The sequence below is a fragment of the Agrobacterium sp. GW821-FHT14E08 genome, from assembly GCF_058803865.1.
In genome coordinates this window covers 504,077-519,420 of sequence record NZ_JBXAPJ010000002.1, presented here as the reverse complement: position 1 = coordinate 519,420, position 15,344 = coordinate 504,077, and the positions used below count along the sequence as shown (strand labels likewise).

Annotated in this window: 14 protein-coding genes and 1 tRNA gene; 10 read left to right on the top strand and 5 right to left on the bottom strand. The window is 59.3% G+C overall.

Features of this window, described 5'->3' with window-relative positions; genetic code table 11:
* Positions 1-51 precede the first annotated feature (51 nt).
* Positions 52-936 carry an acetylglutamate kinase gene (argB, locus tag AC1ROR_RS11220; protein ID WP_003493597.1) on the bottom strand — a complete coding sequence of 295 codons (885 nt, stop codon included), beginning with the start codon at positions 934-936 and terminating at the stop codon, positions 52-54.
* 359 nt (positions 937-1,295) lie between these two features.
* On the opposite strand from argB, the gene AC1ROR_RS11215 reads away from it, so the two are divergent.
* Complete coding sequence (locus tag AC1ROR_RS11215; protein ID WP_498589429.1) at positions 1,296-1,673, top strand: hypothetical protein; 378 nt, start codon at positions 1,296-1,298, stop codon at positions 1,671-1,673.
* 13 nt (positions 1,674-1,686) lie between these two features.
* Here the strand turns inward: AC1ROR_RS11215 and yihA are convergent, their stop codons facing one another.
* Genes yihA through rpmH form a run of 4 tightly spaced genes read right to left on the bottom strand, consistent with a single transcriptional unit; the run spans position 1,687 to position 4,693 of the window.
* Positions 1,687-2,340: a ribosome biogenesis GTP-binding protein YihA/YsxC gene (gene yihA, locus AC1ROR_RS11210; RefSeq protein WP_035219164.1), complete on the bottom strand. Its 654-nt coding sequence runs from the start codon at positions 2,338-2,340 to the stop codon at positions 1,687-1,689.
* The gene (gene yidC, locus AC1ROR_RS11205) at positions 2,337-4,136 is read right to left on the bottom strand and encodes a membrane protein insertase YidC (RefSeq protein WP_080833292.1); all 1,800 of its coding nucleotides are present in this window, start codon (positions 4,134-4,136) and stop codon (positions 2,337-2,339) included. Before yidC ends, yihA begins: the two co-directional genes overlap by 4 nt.
* Positions 4,136-4,519 (bottom strand): ribonuclease P protein component, encoded by a 384-nt coding sequence (gene rnpA / locus AC1ROR_RS11200; protein ID WP_035219159.1) that lies wholly within the window; start codon positions 4,517-4,519, stop codon positions 4,136-4,138. The genes yidC and rnpA overlap by 1 nt, the downstream gene beginning before the upstream one ends.
* A gap of 36 nt (positions 4,520-4,555) precedes the next feature.
* On the bottom strand, positions 4,556-4,693 hold the full coding sequence (gene rpmH / locus AC1ROR_RS11195; protein WP_003493611.1) for a 50S ribosomal protein L34: 138 nt from the start codon (positions 4,691-4,693) through the stop codon (positions 4,556-4,558).
* Between the two features lie 352 nt (positions 4,694-5,045).
* Between rpmH and AC1ROR_RS11190 the strand changes: the two genes are divergently transcribed.
* From AC1ROR_RS11190 to AC1ROR_RS11150, 9 genes are all read left to right on the top strand, one after another.
* A complete protein-coding gene (locus AC1ROR_RS11190; RefSeq protein WP_142172823.1) occupies positions 5,046-7,073 on the top strand; it encodes a methyl-accepting chemotaxis protein in 2,028 nt (675 codons plus the stop codon).
* A gap of 255 nt (positions 7,074-7,328) precedes the next feature.
* Complete coding sequence (locus tag AC1ROR_RS11185; protein ID WP_498589428.1) at positions 7,329-8,747, top strand: sensor histidine kinase; 1,419 nt, start codon at positions 7,329-7,331, stop codon at positions 8,745-8,747.
* A gap of 217 nt (positions 8,748-8,964) precedes the next feature.
* Positions 8,965-9,041 (top strand) — tRNA-Arg (locus AC1ROR_RS11180).
* Positions 9,042-9,214: 173 nt separating this feature from the next.
* Complete coding sequence (locus AC1ROR_RS11175; protein WP_498589427.1) at positions 9,215-10,027, top strand: class I SAM-dependent methyltransferase; 813 nt, start codon at positions 9,215-9,217, stop codon at positions 10,025-10,027.
* A 217-nt stretch (positions 10,028-10,244) separates the two neighbouring features.
* Positions 10,245-11,390, top strand: coding sequence for an ABC transporter ATP-binding protein (locus tag AC1ROR_RS11170; RefSeq protein WP_498589426.1), 1,146 nt, complete (start codon positions 10,245-10,247; stop codon positions 11,388-11,390).
* Entirely contained in the window at positions 11,387-12,313 is a 927-nt protein-coding gene (locus AC1ROR_RS11165; RefSeq protein ID WP_498589425.1) for a carbohydrate ABC transporter permease, read from the top strand. Before AC1ROR_RS11170 ends, AC1ROR_RS11165 begins: the two co-directional genes overlap by 4 nt.
* Positions 12,313-13,134 (top strand): carbohydrate ABC transporter permease, encoded by an 822-nt coding sequence (locus tag AC1ROR_RS11160; protein WP_498589424.1) that lies wholly within the window; start codon positions 12,313-12,315, stop codon positions 13,132-13,134. Before AC1ROR_RS11165 ends, AC1ROR_RS11160 begins: the two co-directional genes overlap by 1 nt.
* Positions 13,135-13,176: 42 nt before the next feature.
* Positions 13,177-14,469, top strand: coding sequence for an ABC transporter substrate-binding protein (locus tag AC1ROR_RS11155; RefSeq protein ID WP_498589423.1), 1,293 nt, complete (start codon positions 13,177-13,179; stop codon positions 14,467-14,469).
* A gap of 66 nt (positions 14,470-14,535) precedes the next feature.
* Positions 14,536-15,336, top strand: a complete 801-nt coding sequence (locus AC1ROR_RS11150) for a phosphodiesterase (protein WP_498589422.1) — start codon at positions 14,536-14,538, stop codon at positions 15,334-15,336.
* Positions 15,337-15,344: the final 8 nt, after the last annotated feature.

Sequence of the window (15,344 nt, the reverse complement as noted above, 5' to 3'; positions counted from 1 at the left end):
AAACCGTCTGTGGCGAACAGGCTTGACCGCCCGCCACAGACAGGAGCCGTATCACGGCACGATAAGCGTGCCGGCACCTTCGGTAAAGATTTCCAGAAGGACGGAGTGGGCGGTCTTGCCGTTGAGGATCACCACGCCTTGAACGCCGGCCTTGATGGCCTCGATGCAGGTCTCGACCTTCGGGATCATGCCACCGGAAATCGTGCCGTCCTTGATGAGCGCGCGCGCCTGGGAGACGGTCAGTTCCTTGATGAGTTCCTTGTTCTTGTCGAGAACACCCGGCACATCGGTCAGGAACAGGAGGCGGGTGGCGTTGAGCGCACCGGCGATGGCGCCGGCAAAGGTGTCGGCATTGATGTTGTAGGTGGCGCCATCGCGACCGGGAGCGACGGGAGCGATGACCGGGATCATCTCCGACTTGGCGAGCAGATCAAGCAGAGTGCGGTCGACTTCGACCACTTCACCGACAAAACCAAGATCGAGAACACGCTCGATATTGCTATCGGGATCGATCACGGTCTTTTTCGCCTTTTCTGCGAAGACCATGTTGCCGTCCTTGCCGCAAAGGCCAATGGCCCATTCGCCCGTCTGGTTGATGAGCGCGACGATCTCCTTGTTGATGGAGCCGGCCAGAACCATTTCGACGATCTCGACGGTCTTGGCGTCGGTGACGCGCAGGCCGCTTTCGAACTTCGATTCGATGCCCATCTTCGTCAGCATCGCACCGATCTGCGGGCCGCCGCCATGCACGACGATGGGGTTGATGCCGGACTGCTTCAACAGGGCGATATCTTCCGCGAAAGCCTTTCCGAGCGTCGAATCCCCCATGGCGTGACCGCCATATTTCACGACGATGGTCTTGTTCTCGTATTTCTGCATGAAGGGCAGAGCCTGTGCGAGCAGCCGCGCCTGAGTTTCGCTTTCGGAAGCAGTCATCTAAAAACCTCGGTCTGTGGTTGCGGCCCTCGAGAGCCTTGCATCGCTCTACAGCATCGGCGCAAAAATCGGAATCGATTTTTGCAGTGCAGGAGGCACGGATTCACCATGCCCGAGCTCTGGCAAGGACAGGTGAATGCCGGTGCTCGACGAATGAAATAACCTCCGGGCCTTATTGTGTCGGCCGATAGTAAAATTCTGCTTTTGGTCGCCTCGGAGCGCGTAATAAGATTGACATAAAGCACCAATCGGACCAGCCTTGTGGGGAGCAGGGGAGGGGTTATTCAGCAGGGCGACGGGGACGTGTCGCGCGTCGTGAAAACGATGCTGGCCTGAACGACCGAGGAGTTTGAAGACCTATGACGGCACCGGATCGAGACAAGCAAAGCGGTTTGCGGGACGAAGTGCTCGCTGGCGAATATGTGCTGGGTGCCCTACCGCCGGAGAGCATGGCGGAGCTTGCCAAGCGCATCAAGCGCGACCGTCAGTTTGCCGCCATGGTCAGGCGCTGGCGGGACAATCTGGCGGAAACCGAATATCGCGAAAAAGCGACCATCACCGCGTTGCTTGAGAGTGATCCGGCCCGATCATGCCTGCCTTTCCGGGGCCAGCCGTTGCGCAATGGCAGCATGTTTGCGGCCATGGTGTCCGAGATATGGCATTCGGTGCGGTTCTGGCGCCTTCTGGCGTTGACGGCGATGCTCTGGACCGCCGTTCTGCTTTTCACCATTGCTTGAAGGCTGCGGCCTCCTAGAGCGAGACCGTTCTTACGATCTCTTCACGCAGGCTATCCAGCCCGAAGGATTTTTCCGAGGATGTGGCGAGAACCTCCGGATAGGCGGCGGGGCGCTTGCGGATTTTCTCCAGCGTTTCGTTGATCAGCCGGGGAACGCCGACATCCTTGATCTTGTCTGTCTTCGTCAGCACGACCTGGTAGGAAACGGCCGCCTTGTCGAGCAGGCTCAGAACCTCCTCGTCGTTCTTTTTGATGCCGTGGCGGGAATCGATCAGCACGTAAACCCGCTTCAGCGTCGCGCGGCCGCGCAGATAATCGAAGACAAGCTTCGTCCAGGCGTCGACATGGTCCTTGGGCGCCTGCGCATAACCGTAACCGGGCATGTCGACCAGCGCCATCGGAGGCAGGTCGCCTGCCTCACCGGAATAACCTTCCGGCACGAAGTAGTTCAGTTCCTGCGTACGTCCGGGCGTGTTGGACGTACGGGCAAGTCCTTTGTGACCCACCAGCGCATTGATGAGCGAGGACTTGCCGACGTTGGAACGTCCGGCAAAGGCAATCTCCGGCGGCCCTTCGGGCGGCAGGAACTTCATTGCGGGAACGCCGCGAATGAATATCCAGGGGCGCCCGAAAAGGGGCTTTTCAGTTGCCGGGCCGGTCTCACTCATTTCGATTGCACCGGCTTTCGCTTGAATAGCCCTTTGAGATTGTCGAACAGTTCGATCTTGGCACCGTGACGCTTCATGATGAGGGCCTGCTGCGAGATCGACAGCGTGTTGTTCCATGCCCAGTAGATGACCAGACCGGCCGGGAAGGAAGCCAGCATGAAGGTGAAGATCAGCGGCATCCAGGTGAAGATCATCGCCTGTGTCGGATCGGGCGGCGTCGGGTTCATGCGCATCTGCAGGAACATGGTGATGCCCATGATCAACGGCCAGACGCCGATCATCAGGAAGTGCGGCACGTCATAGGGCAGAAGGCCGAACAGGTTGAACAGCGAGGTCGGATCGGGGGCGGAAAGGTCGTGGATCCAGCCGAAGAACGGTGCATGCCGCATTTCGATGGTGACGTAGATGACCTTGTAGAGGGCGAAGAAGACCGGGATCTGCAAAAGCATCGGCCAGCAGCCGGCAACCGGGTTGATCTTCTCTTCCTTGTAGAGCTGCATCATCGCCTGCTGCATGGCCATGCGGTCATCGCCATGTTTGGCCTTCAGCTCTTCCATCTTCGGCTGCACGCGCTTCATGTTCGCCATGGAAGCATATTGCTTGCTGGCGAGCGGGAAGAAGAGAGCCTTGACGACGATGGTGGTCAGCAGGATGGCCACGCCGAAATTACCAAAATAACGGAAGAAGAAATCCATCATTTTGAACATCGGCTTGGTGATGAAGTAGAACCAGCCCCAGTCGATGAGAAGGTCGAACTTCGGAATGGAATATTCGGTCTCGTAGCGGTCAACCAGCGGCACTTCCTTCGCACCGGCGAAGACAAGGCTTTTCAGCTCGATGGACTTGCCCGGTTCGACCGTCATCGGGTCGCTCTTGAAGTCGGCCTGATAGCTCGGCTGATTGCCGGTAATATGCGAATAGCGGGTTTCGAATGGTGTCGTCTGCGGCGGAACGATGGCCGCGGCCCAATATTTATCGGTGATGCCCAGCCAGCCACCGGTTGCCTTGGCGACCGTTACCGGCGCTTCCTCGACATCCTTATACTTCTCTTCCGTCAGGCTGCCATCGCTGCCCGAAACGCCCAGAAAACCTTCGTGAATAACGAAGACCGGGGGAATTGCCGGCTTGTTGTTGCGCGTCACGCGGCCATAGGTGGCAAACGAGATCGCTTCCTGCCCGGGGTTCTCGACCTTGTCGGCGACCGAGATCATGTAATGCTCGTCGATCGACACGGTACGGGAGAAAACGACGCCCTTGCCGTTGGTATAGGTGAGCGTGACGGGTGTGGTTTCCGTCAGCTTGTCGCCGCTTGCCAGCGTCCAGACCGTCGTCGGACCGGGAACGCCGCCGACTTCCTGTGCAGCGACATAACCGAGTTCGGTGAAGTAACCGTCCTTGGTGTCGGAGGGCGAGAACAGCGTGATGATCGGGCTCGAGTCATCAACGGTCTCATGGTAGTCCTTGAGCCGGATGTCGTCGAAACGGGCGCCGGTCAGATTGATCGAACCGGCAATGGCGTTGGTGTCGATGGCGACGCGCTGGGTTTTTGCGATCGCTTCTTCCCGCGTCGCCGTGGCGGCGGCCTGGGTGGAGGATGCGGGCGGTGCGCCTTCCACGGCTACGCCGGGTGCTGCACCCGGTGCCGGCTGCTGCTGCGTCGTCTGCTGCTGCGCCTGGCGGGCCTCTTCGGCGCGGCGCTGCTGCTCGATGCGCGGATTCATGTACAGGAATTGCCAGGCGAGGACGATGACAACCGATAGGGCTATCGCGATGAAGTAATTGCGGTTCTTTTCCATCATTCTTTCCTGGAGCGGGTCTCCTGGGACCGTTTCGGTTTCGCCGTTCCTTCAATTCGCTCGGCAAGGAGAGACTGAATTTTCGGGAATGCCGTATCGAGCACATCCCTGCGGGCGACAATCACATAGTCATGGCCGGGCTTCATTGCGAATCCGGCAGAAAGCCTGACGGCTTCCTTGAGACGGCGGCGCATGCGATTTCGCTCGACCGCGTTGCCTTGTCTTTTTGTTACGGTAAAACCGACCCGAGGTTCGGTCTCCGGGGTCTTTCGGTCAAGCACTTCCAGAAGAAAGGTGCTCCCCCGCCGTTTTTCCCCCGCCTGAACGGCAAGGAACTCCGACCGGTTTTTAAGCCGGCCGGGTCGTTTTTTTGTCTCACTCACGTGCCCGCGACTTTCATCGGGTCACAGAGGCGGCGATTAAGCCGACAGACGTGCGCGGCCGCGCGCACGGCGGGCTGCGAGAACCTTGCGGCCGCCAGCGGTAGCCATGCGGGCACGGAAACCATGACGACGCTTGCGAACAAGCTTGGACGGTTGGTAGGTACGCTTCGACATTTATTTAATACCGCGGTGTGCGGCCCTTCTTGAATTTGCAACTATTTGCAAGAGCGTTTCGTTTTTTGCACGGCTAACCCCGCCTGGGCGAGCTTTCAATGGCCGAGCGTGCGCGGCTTATAAGGGCATAGGCCGAGCAAAGTCAATTGCCGAAGGGGTTTTCGCACTTCACCTTTTGCGGAAAACGCGCGGCCATGTTCCCCGTTGACCGGCGATAGATGCTGATTCCCGCGTACAATCGGTAAAATCCGAAATTCTTTCTTAACGCAGCATTGATAAATGTTGTGATGCGAAAAGTTATGCCAGCTTCCCATTTTCTATCGCGCGGCTGGCTTTTGTTGGGGGAACGAAATTGAGAATTCGCGGTCGTATCAATCTTCTTGTTGGGCTGATGAGCCTCGTGGCCTGTACCATTGGCGGGCTGTCCATCTATGCGGTCAGCGAATTCCAGGTGCGCACGGTTGGGTATGAAAAGGCTGCGGAGCGCGCCTATAAAGGCGAGGCGCTCAACCGTCTTGTCACCGCCGTCGTGATGGAAGCGCGCGGTATTTACGCTGCTCCCGATATCGAGAAGGCGGCACCTTTTGCCGATGGCATCGTCAAGAATCTCGACGCCATGGAGAAGCTGATCGCGACGTGGACCCCTCTCGTTCCGGCGGAACAGAAGACGGCCTTCGACAACCTCTCCAGCCGCTTCAAGGAGTTCAAGACCTTCCGTCTGGAAACGGCGCGGCTTGCACGCGAGGTCGGTCCGCAGGCCGCCAACCAGCAGGGCAACAATGAGGCGAACCGGGCCAACCGCAAGGCCTATCAGGCAGAAATCGATGCCGTCGTGAAAAATGACATTGCCGGGCTTGAAGCCGTCAAGGTGGGCATCGACGGGTTCGTGACGACAACGTTCTGGCTGGTCATCATCGTCACGGGCAGCGGCATATTGGCCGGCGCGGCGTTCGGTCTTTATATCGGAGCGCGGCAGCTGAGCGCGCCGATCCGCAAGGTTTCGGAAGTGATGAATGCCGTTGCGGACGGAAATCTGGACGTGGACGTGCCTTATCTCGGCCAGAAGGATGAGATCGGCGAAATGGCGGCGGCCGTCGAGGTCTTCAAGAAGAATGGGCGCGAGATGCGTCGCATGAATGCGCAGGAAGCCGCCATGCGCGCCAAGAGCGATGATCTGCAGGCCGGCATGGCCGTTGTCGTCGACGCGGCGGCGGGCGGTGATTTCAGCCGCCGCATCAACAAGGATTACGGCGATGAAAACCTCAATCGTTTCGCCGCGACCATCAATGCCCTGCTAACCGGTGTGGATAACGGCGTCTCCGAGACCAGCCGCGTCATCGAAGGGCTGGCTCGGGGTGATCTGACGGAAAGGATGGATGGCGAGTTCCGCGGTGTGTTCGCCGAACTGCAGGCCAACGTCAACGAGACACTCGCCAAGCTGCGCGAAACGATGCGGGAAGTGCGCAGCAGCACGGAAGGCATCAGCGGCAATGCGAATGAATTGCGCTCGGCGGCCGACGATCTGTCGAAGCGAACGGAACAGCAGGCCGCAGCCCTGGAGGAAACCTCCGCCGCTCTGGACGAGATCACCGCCGTCGTTCGCAATTCGACCGATCGTGCGCAGGAAGCCAGCACCATGGTGGCCGAGACCAAGCAGAAGACGGAGGAATCCGCCAATGTCGTGCGCGATGCCGTCTCCGCCATGGATCGCATCGAGCATGCGTCGCGTGAAATCAGCCAGATCATCAATGTCATTGACGAGATCGCCTTCCAGACCAACCTTCTGGCGCTGAATGCGGGCGTCGAGGCGGCGCGTGCAGGCGAAGCGGGCAAGGGCTTTGCCGTCGTCGCGCAGGAAGTGCGTGAGCTGGCGCAACGCTCGGCAACGGCCGCGAAGGACATCAAGGCGCTGATCACCAAATCCGGCGAAGAAGTCGGCCGGGGCGTATCGCTGGTGCAAAAAACCGGCAGCGCATTGAGTGAGATCGAGACGCGCGTCCTGGCGATCAACGATCACATCCATTCGATTGCTACCGCTGCGCGGGAACAGTCCACCGGACTGCACGAAGTGAACACGGCGATCAACCAGATGGACCAGGTGACGCAGCGCAATGCCGCCATGGTCGAGGAGACATCGGCTGCGACCCACAAGCTGAGCGGCGAGGCGGATCATCTTGTGACGCTGGTGGCGCGCTTCAAGGTGGGCGTCGAGGAGGTCCACGCCCGGCCCCGCGCGGAACAGCCGATGCGGCCCGTGGCGGTTTCCGGCAGAACGGCGGCGGTTGCCTCGCCGGCCCGTAAATTGATGAACAGCGTTGGCCGTGCGCTTAATGCCCAGTCGGCCGCTGCGCCGGCGCATGGAGACTGGCAGGAGTTCTGATTGAACCCGGTTCACCCGTTCTCGTCAGAATAGCGCTGTTTTGAACGCCGCCCTTTTGGGCGGCGTTTGTTTTTCCTGCGATGAAAACGTTTGTTTCGCAGCGCATTGGAAAAAAATCAGTTAGGTCCTATTATTATACGTGCATATAAACCGAGCCGTTCAACCAAAGCGGCGGCGCGCATACAGGATCAGGGCCCGGTGTTTTCTAAAGGCGTAGACAGCTTGGACCGCACGGAGGACAATCCGGTGCACTGCATGCCGGGATTGACCGCAGGTCTTTCAGGACGCCTGCTGCTGCTGACGGTCATTTTCGTGATGATCGCCGAGGTGCTGATCTTCGTGCCTTCGGTCGCCAACATGCGCCTTTCCTGGCTGCGCGATCGTCTGAACACGGCAGCCGCTGCCGGTGCGGTAATTGACGGCTTGCAGGCGGAATTGCCGCGAAGCGTGCAGAACGACACGCTGATGGCGACCGGGGCGAAGCTCATCGCTCTGCGCAAGGACGGCACCTCGCGCCTCCTCGCCGTGGCCGAAACGCCGCCCGGCGTGGATGAGCAATATGATCTTTCCGATGTCTCGCAGCTGGCGGCGGTGCGGGATGCCTTCTCCACATTGCTGTTCGGCGGCAACCGCGTCATCCGGGTTTTCGACGTTGTCGGTGACAGCGACACCATCATCGAACTGGTGTTGGGCGAAAACAAGCTGCGGGCGGCGATGCTTGCCTATGCCCGCAACGTCTTCCTGATTTCCATCGTCCTGTCACTAATCACCGCCGGGCTCATTTTCGTCTCCATCAACCGCATCATGATCCGACCCATTCGCCGCCTGACGCTCGGCATGCAGCATTTCTCCGAAGACCCCGGCAATCCGGAACGGATTTTCGTCGCCGAGGACGGGACCGATGAACTGGCGGTTGCTGGCCGCCATCTGGCCGACATGCAGACCGAGTTGCAGAAAACGCTCAGGCAACAGAAGAACCTCGTGGATCTTGGCCTTGCCGTTTCAAAGATCAATCATGACATGCGCAACATTCTGTCATCCGCGCAGCTGATGTCGGACCGCCTGGTGGATGCAAAGGACCCGATGGTGAGAAGTTTCGCGCCAAAGCTGCTGCGCACCATCGACCGTGCGGTGGCCTATACGGGCGAAGTTCTGGCCTATGGGCAGGCGACGGAAGGCGCGCCGAAACGCAAGACGGTTCACCTGAGCCTTCTGGTGCGCGATGTACGCGATATTCTGGCGCTCGAGCCGGAAAGCGGTATCGAGTTCCACGACAGTGTGCCTACCGATCTGACGGTTGATGCCGATGCCGAGCAGCTTTTCCGGGTGATCCATAATCTCTGTCGCAACGCCGTTCAGGCCCTGCAATCGGATGTCGCGAGTGCGGCACCCCGGCATCTTTCAATTTCGGCCCAGAGGGCCGGCAGCGTCGTCAGCATCGTCATAGACGACAACGGGCCGGGAATGCCGCGCAAGGCAAAGGAGAACCTGTTCTCCGCTTTCAGGGGCTCGGCCCGTTCCGGTGGCACCGGCCTCGGGCTCGTGATTGCGCGGGAACTGGTGCTTGCCCATGGCGGCACGATCGCGCTTGTTGAAAAGCCGGGCCCAGGAACCCAGTTCCGCATAGAGATCGCCGATCGTGCAGCTTCCGTACATGCGGCCAGAACCGCCTGAGAATCCCGCTCGCGGACGGCCCGATGCAATCACCATATCAGCCTGAAAATGCGTGACACGGGGTCACTCAAAAACAACCCTTATGGAATATCTTTTATAATCAATGGGATAAATGAATTGCTGCGGAAAAATGACAATTTCGAAACGAAATCGCTTGCAATCGGAATGAGGACGTTTTAGAGGATCGCCACGCCACCGGAAACGACCGGAACGGCACGCACCCGTAGCTCAGCTGGATAGAGCACCAGACTACGAATCTGGGGGTCAGGAGTTCGAATCTCTTCGGGTGCGCCATTTCTCTTCTCACGAAAAATCAAATACAACGCCTTGCGGGCTCCCGTTTTGCAATGCGGTTCAATGTCGACATTTCTGTTGTCCTCTTGAAAACCCACAAGGTCGAACAGACTCCGAACGTCGCCAATATGTGCTAAAATCATCCGGTCATTAGCTGGCCTCAGGTGAAAGCCATGTTGGAAACTGACCAGGTATTTGCAGGCTCTATTCCGGAAAACTACGACCGTTACATGGTGCCGTTGATTTTCGAGCCCTTCGCCCGTGATCTGGCACGGAGAGCGGCGTCATTGATGCCGATCGATGTGCTGGAAATCGCTGCGGGGACCGGGGTTGTCACCCGCGAACTGGCGCCCAGATTGCCGCCCGCCGCACATTATGTCGTGACCGACCTCAATCAGCCGATGCTTGATTTTGCAGCGGCGCGACAGGCGCCTGACGATCGTATTGATTGGCGGCAGGTGGATGCTCAGGCACTGCCGTTTGAAGACGCGAGTTTCGATCTCGTTTTCTGTCAGTTCGGCGCGATGTTTTTCACCGACCGTCTGACTGCCTATCGCGAAGCAAAGAGGGTGTTGAAGCCCGGCGGACATTATTTATTGAACGTGTGGGACCGCATTGAGGAGAATGACTTCGCGAATGATGTGACGAACGCCCTTGCCGGTCTGTTTCCCGACGATCCGCCACGCTTCATGGCCCGCACTCCGCACGGCTATCACGATACGGCGCTGATCCGCGCGGAGTTGGAAATTGCGGGCTTTTCCCGCGTGGTGATTGAGACGATAGCGGCGCAAAGCCGTGCACTGTCACCGCGTATTCCCGCCATGGCCTATTGTCAGGGAACGGTTCTTCGCACTGAAATCGAAGCCAGGGCGCCGGGAAAACTGGAGGCGGCGACGGCGTGTGCCGCATCCCGGATTGAAGCCAGGCACGGCAACGGCGAGGTCGCCGCCAAAATTCAGGCCCATGTGATTCTGGCTGCCGCGTGAGACTTCGCCTGCTGGTGCAGCCATGGCCGTCGAACAGGTCTTGAATCCGTATATTCGGATTACCCCCTCATATTAGTGGATTTTTATGAAGGCCGGTATTGCAGGGCCTGGCGATGAGCCGGGATTATCGGGCTTTCCGGTGTCACCGAACTTTCTGCAAACCTTCGTCATATTGTCATACAATATAAGCATATGCGCTCCAGAAAAGGAGCGCAGAATGACGCCACAATCACTTGAACTTTCGGGTATCGGCAAAGGCTTCGGGGCTGACGATGTTCTGAAAGAGATCGAACTCTCCATCCGTCCCGGTGAATTCCTATCCCTCGTCGGCATGTCGGGTTGCGGCAAGTCCACGCTTCTGCGCATCATTGCAGGGCTGGAAACGCCCGATCGCGGCTCGGTCTCGATCGGTGGTCAGGATGTGACGGAACTCGATCCGAGTGACCGCAATCTGGCGATGGTGTTCCAGTCTTACGCCCTTTATCCGCATATGAACGTGCGCCAGAACATCGCAACGCCGCTCAGGATGCGACGTCTGCCCTTTGCAGCGCGCCTGCCGTTGATCGGGCGGTTTGTGGCCCCGGCCGAAACGCTCAGGCAGATCGATGCCGCCGTCGAACAGGCGGCAGAGACCCTGCAGATCGCGCATCTGCTGGACCGCAAGCCGGCGCAGCTTTCCGGTGGCCAGCGCCAGCGTGTGGCGCTTGCCCGGGCACTGGTGCGCTCCCCCGCCGCCTTTCTGATGGACGAGCCGCTTTCCAATCTCGATGCGAAGCTTCGCGCCCATATGCGTGAGGAGCTGGCTGGCCTGCATCGCCGGCTGGGAGCAACCTTCATCTACGTTACCCACGACCAGATCGAGGCCATGACCATGTCCGACCGCATCGCGCTGATGTCGGAAGGCCGCATCGAACAGCTCGGCACGCCGGATGAACTTTACCGAAAGCCGGCGACGCTGACGGTCGCGCGTTTTATCGGCACGCCGTCGATCAATCTGCTGCCGGTCGAAATCGATGCACAGGGCAAGGTTACGGCGTTCGGACGCGATCTTGGCCTCGATGCTTCTGGCCGCGATGCCGGTCCGGCAACGCTCGGCCTTCGCGCCGAAGACTTGCGCCCAGGTGCCGAAGGTTTCGCGGTGCGGGTGGTGCGCAACGAAACCCATGGCGCTGACCGTTTCGTCAGCTGCCGCCTTCTGAGCGATGAGACGGTGGCCGTCACCCTGCGCCAGGGCGCTGGAGAGGTGCTGGGCGCTGACGCGGATGGCGTGATGAACCTTGGTTTTGCGCCGGAACGTGCCCATCTTTTCGCCGCCGACGGCCTGCGCCGCAAGACGACGGTGCGTGAACGGGTGCCGGCATGACGGCGGCCGATTTCTCCACGCCCACGCCTGCAAAGGCCCGGCGACGCCTGTCGAAGGCGGACCGGCGCATGATCTGGCGCGGCCTCATGTTTGCCGCGCCGGCGAGCCTCCTGCTTCTGGCGATCTATATCATTCCCATGCTCGTTCTGGCGGGTTTTTCCGTCACCGATTACCAGCTTGGCGCGCTCTCCACGCAATTCGTCGGCATCGGGAATTTCGTCAAGGCTTTTGAGGATCCGGTCTTTTTGCGCGCGCTGACGAATACGGCCATTTATGCGGCCATCGTCATCCCCTTTGGCGTATTTCTGGCACTCGGCGTAGCCCTGCTCGTTTATAATCGCAAGCGTAGCCGCGCTTTTTGGGAAGTGGCCTATTTCCTTCCGGTCACTGCAACGCTCGTCGCCATGGCAACGGTGTGGCAATTTCTGCTGCACCCTTCGCTTGGGCCGGTGAATGCGGCGATCAAGTGGCTGGGCTTCGAACCCGTCGCGTTCCTCTCCAATCCCGTTCTGCTCATTCCCACCATGGCGTTGATGGGTGTCTGGCAGATTCTGGGCTTCAACATGGTGCTGTTCCTCGCGGGCCTTACCGCCATCTCCAAGGATTTGCACGAAGCGGTACGGCTCGATGGCGCGAAAAACCCGATCGACCGGTTCCTGACGGTGACATGGCCGATGCTTGGGCCAACGACGATGTTCGTTGTGGTCACCACCTCGATCTCGGCTTTCAAGGTGTTCGAGACGGTCGCCGTGCTGACCAAGGGCCGCTCCGGTTCCGAAACACTGCTGTTCGATCTCTATCTTGAGGGTTTCGAATATTCGAACACGGGTTATGCGGCGGCGCTGACCATTATCTTCCTCGCGATCGTGCTGGTCCTGTCGATTGGCCAGACGCTGCATATGGACCGGAAGGTGCACTACTGATGGCCGCGCTCCGTAAATATCTTCCGCATCTCGTGCTCGCCCTCGGCGCATTCGTGATGCTCCTGCCGTTCTACTGGATGATACTGACGTCGATCCGCTCGCCAGCAGAAATATTCAACGTCTCCCTGTGGCCGATCCCCGATAAATTCGATGCGGTCGACAATTATGCCCGGGCGGCCGGGCAGGTGCCGATGGCACGTTTCATGCTGAACGGCGTCATCGTCTGCTTCGGCATCCTCATCGTGCAGGTCCTGACATCGGTTCCCGCGGCCTATGCGCTGGCGAAGCTCCGGTTTCCGGGCCGCAAGCTTCTCCTGGGCCTCGTCATCGCCGCACTCTGCGTTCCAATTCAGGCTCTTGCGCTTCCGCTTTTTGTCGGTCTGGCGAAAACGGAGATGTTGAACACCTACTTCGCAATGATGATGCCGTTCTTCATCTCGGTCTTCGCCATCTTCCTGTTCAACCAGTCCTTCCGCAGTTACCCGGACGAAATCATCGAGGCGGCGCGCATGGATGGTTTCTCGGAAATGGAGATCTGCTGGGGGCTGGTTCTGCGCGGCTCGCTGCCCTCGCTCGCCGCTTTTTCAGTCTTCTCGCTCGTTGCCCACTGGAACGACCTTTATTGGCCGATGATCGTGGTCTCCGACACCAATCTGGCCTCGCCGCCGCTTGGCATGATGTTCTTCGCCGATGTCGAATCCGGTGCGAATTACGGTGCGCTGATGGCGGGCGCCACACTGATTACCGCGCCGATGGTGCTGTGCTTCCTCCTCGCACGGCGGCATTTCATCGCCGGTATTACCATGACCGGCGTCAAGTGACGCCGTTCAGACTTCCTCCTCCCAACCTTTCTGGAGATTGACATGAAACTCAACCGACGCGCCGTGATGGGCGGTCTGGCTCTTGGCATGGCTTTTGCGGGCCTCGCTCAGCCGGTTCTCGCCAATGAAATCACGCTCAACGTTCTTTACAACCTGCCGGGCTTCACCAAGTTCCATCAGCCGCTGGCCGATGAATTCATGAAGAAGAACCCGGACGTGAAGATCAACTTCCTCGCTCCGGCCGCCGGTTACAATGAAGGCCAGCAGCAGGTTCTGCGCTCCGCCGTCACTGGCAATCTGCCAGACGTATATTTCTCGGGTTACAACCTGACAGCGGAACTCGTTCACACGCTCGCACCGCGCAACCAGATCACCGATCTCGGCCCGTTCATCCAGGCTGAAGGCGGTCAAGCCTTCCTCGACAAGAACTACAGCCCGAAGATGGCCGCCCTCGGCCAGATCGACGGCAAGCAGTACGGCCTGCCGGTCAACGCTTCCTCGCCGATCATCTACATCAACGCCGACCTCGTCACCAAGGCTGGCGGCGACCCGGATAAGATGCCGACCACCTTTGCGGAACTCATTGCTCTCGCAAAGAAGATCAAGGCTCTCGACCCCAAGTTCGCCGGCATGAGCTACGACATCAACGGCTGGCCGGATGACTGGTTATGGCAGGCGCTCATCGTCGAACAGGGCGGCAAGCTCGTTGACGAGAAGGCCAAGACCGTTGGCTTCGACAACGAGATCGGCCTCAACGCCCTGAAAATGACCCGCCAGTTCGTCACCGAAGGCGGCCAGAACCTGCTCGACTGGGATCAGTCGCGCCAGCAGTTCGGTGCAGGCCTCACCGGTTTCATCTTCTCGACGCCTGCGCATGTTCAGACGATCCAGGGTCTGGTCGGTGACCGCTTCAAGCTGAAGACCGCGACCTTCCCGCTCGACAACAAGGAAAAGGGCGGCGTTCCGACCGGTGGTAACTCTGCCGTTATCCTGACCCAGGAAAAGGCCAAGCAGGACGCTGCCTGGAAGTACCTGAAATGGATCACCGGCCCGGAAGCCCAGAACACCATCGTTCGCATTACCGGTTACCTGCCGACCAACAAGCTGGCAACCGGCCCGGACTTCCTCGCTCCCTATTATGTCGAGAACCCGAATGTGAAGACCGCTTCGCTTCAGGCTGACCGTTCCCTGCCCTGGGCCGGTTATCCGGGTGGCGATTCCGTCCGCATCTGGCGCACCCAGCGCGACATCATCGGCACCGTCATGCGCGGTGAGGTGACGCCGGAAGCTGGTCTGAAGCAGATCGTCGAGCAGACCAACGCCCTGCTGAAATAAGCAAAACCATCGAAAAGGCTGCGGGGAAATCCGTTCCCGCAGCCATTTTGCGCAGAGAGACAGACTATGAAGATCATCCAGATCACCGACACCCATCTCGTACCCCCCGGCATCGCTGTAAACGGCGTCGACCCTGAAAAGCAGCTGCGCGCGGCGGTGGCTGATATTGTCGAAAAACACGCCGATGCCGATCTTCTTGTCATGACGGGTGATCTTTGCAACTACGGCGAGCCGGAAGCTTATCAACTACTGCGCGATATTCTTGCGCCCGTCTCAATCCCCGTACGGCTGATGCTCGGTAACCACGACCGCCGTCCGGAATTCGTGACGGCTTTTCCGGAACAGCTGCGTGACGACAACGGCTATATCCAGTCCTTTATCGATACCGAATTCGGTCGCCTGCTGTTCCTCGATAGCCATGAGCCCGATGTGATCGGCGGGATGTATGGCGCGGACCGTCTGAAATGGCTGGACAACGCGCTTGAAGGCGCTGGCGACCTGCCAGTAACGGTTTTCATTCATCACCCGCCTATGGATTGCGGCATCCGGCACTTCGAAAACATCGGCATGCATGACGACGGCGCGGTCATGCGTCGCCTCGCCGCTCACAAGGCTGGCGTGCGCCACATTGTTTTTGGCCACATTCACGTCCCGATGGCGGGCACCAGTGCGGAAGGCATTGCCTATAGTTCCGGTCAGGCCTGCTCACATCGTTTCATCACCGATATAGAGGCTCTTGATCCGCTGTGGACGGGTGGCAACCCCTGTTACCGTGTCATCAGTCTCGCTGCCTTCGGCTTGCGCGCCTATGATGCCGAGGTGGGGCAGGTCGTACTCGGTCAGGCTCCGGTTTGTGAAGGCCCCTGATCGTTGCC

What these genes read in the sequence shown, in the direction of transcription:
- argB (WP_003493597.1), bottom strand. Translation starts at nt 936, where the DNA reads ATGACTGCTTCCGAAAGCGAAACTCAGGCGCGGCTGCTCGCACAGGCT.
- AC1ROR_RS11215 (WP_498589429.1), top strand. Translation starts at nt 1,296, where the DNA reads ATGACGGCACCGGATCGAGACAAGCAAAGCGGTTTGCGGGACGAAGTG.
- yihA (WP_035219164.1), bottom strand. Translation starts at nt 2,340, where the DNA reads ATGAGTGAGACCGGCCCGGCAACTGAAAAGCCCCTTTTCGGGCGCCCC.
- yidC (WP_080833292.1), bottom strand. Translation starts at nt 4,136, where the DNA reads ATGGAAAAGAACCGCAATTACTTCATCGCGATAGCCCTATCGGTTGTC.
- rpmH (WP_003493611.1), bottom strand. Translation starts at nt 4,693, where the DNA reads ATGTCGAAGCGTACCTACCAACCGTCCAAGCTTGTTCGCAAGCGTCGT.
- AC1ROR_RS11185 (WP_498589428.1), top strand. Translation starts at nt 7,329, where the DNA reads ATGCCGGGATTGACCGCAGGTCTTTCAGGACGCCTGCTGCTGCTGACG.
- AC1ROR_RS11175 (WP_498589427.1), top strand. Translation starts at nt 9,215, where the DNA reads ATGTTGGAAACTGACCAGGTATTTGCAGGCTCTATTCCGGAAAACTAC.
- AC1ROR_RS11170 (WP_498589426.1), top strand. Translation starts at nt 10,245, where the DNA reads ATGACGCCACAATCACTTGAACTTTCGGGTATCGGCAAAGGCTTCGGG.
- AC1ROR_RS11165 (WP_498589425.1), top strand. Translation starts at nt 11,387, where the DNA reads ATGACGGCGGCCGATTTCTCCACGCCCACGCCTGCAAAGGCCCGGCGA.
- AC1ROR_RS11160 (WP_498589424.1), top strand. Translation starts at nt 12,313, where the DNA reads ATGGCCGCGCTCCGTAAATATCTTCCGCATCTCGTGCTCGCCCTCGGC.
- AC1ROR_RS11155 (WP_498589423.1), top strand. Translation starts at nt 13,177, where the DNA reads ATGAAACTCAACCGACGCGCCGTGATGGGCGGTCTGGCTCTTGGCATG.
- AC1ROR_RS11150 (WP_498589422.1), top strand. Translation starts at nt 14,536, where the DNA reads ATGAAGATCATCCAGATCACCGACACCCATCTCGTACCCCCCGGCATC.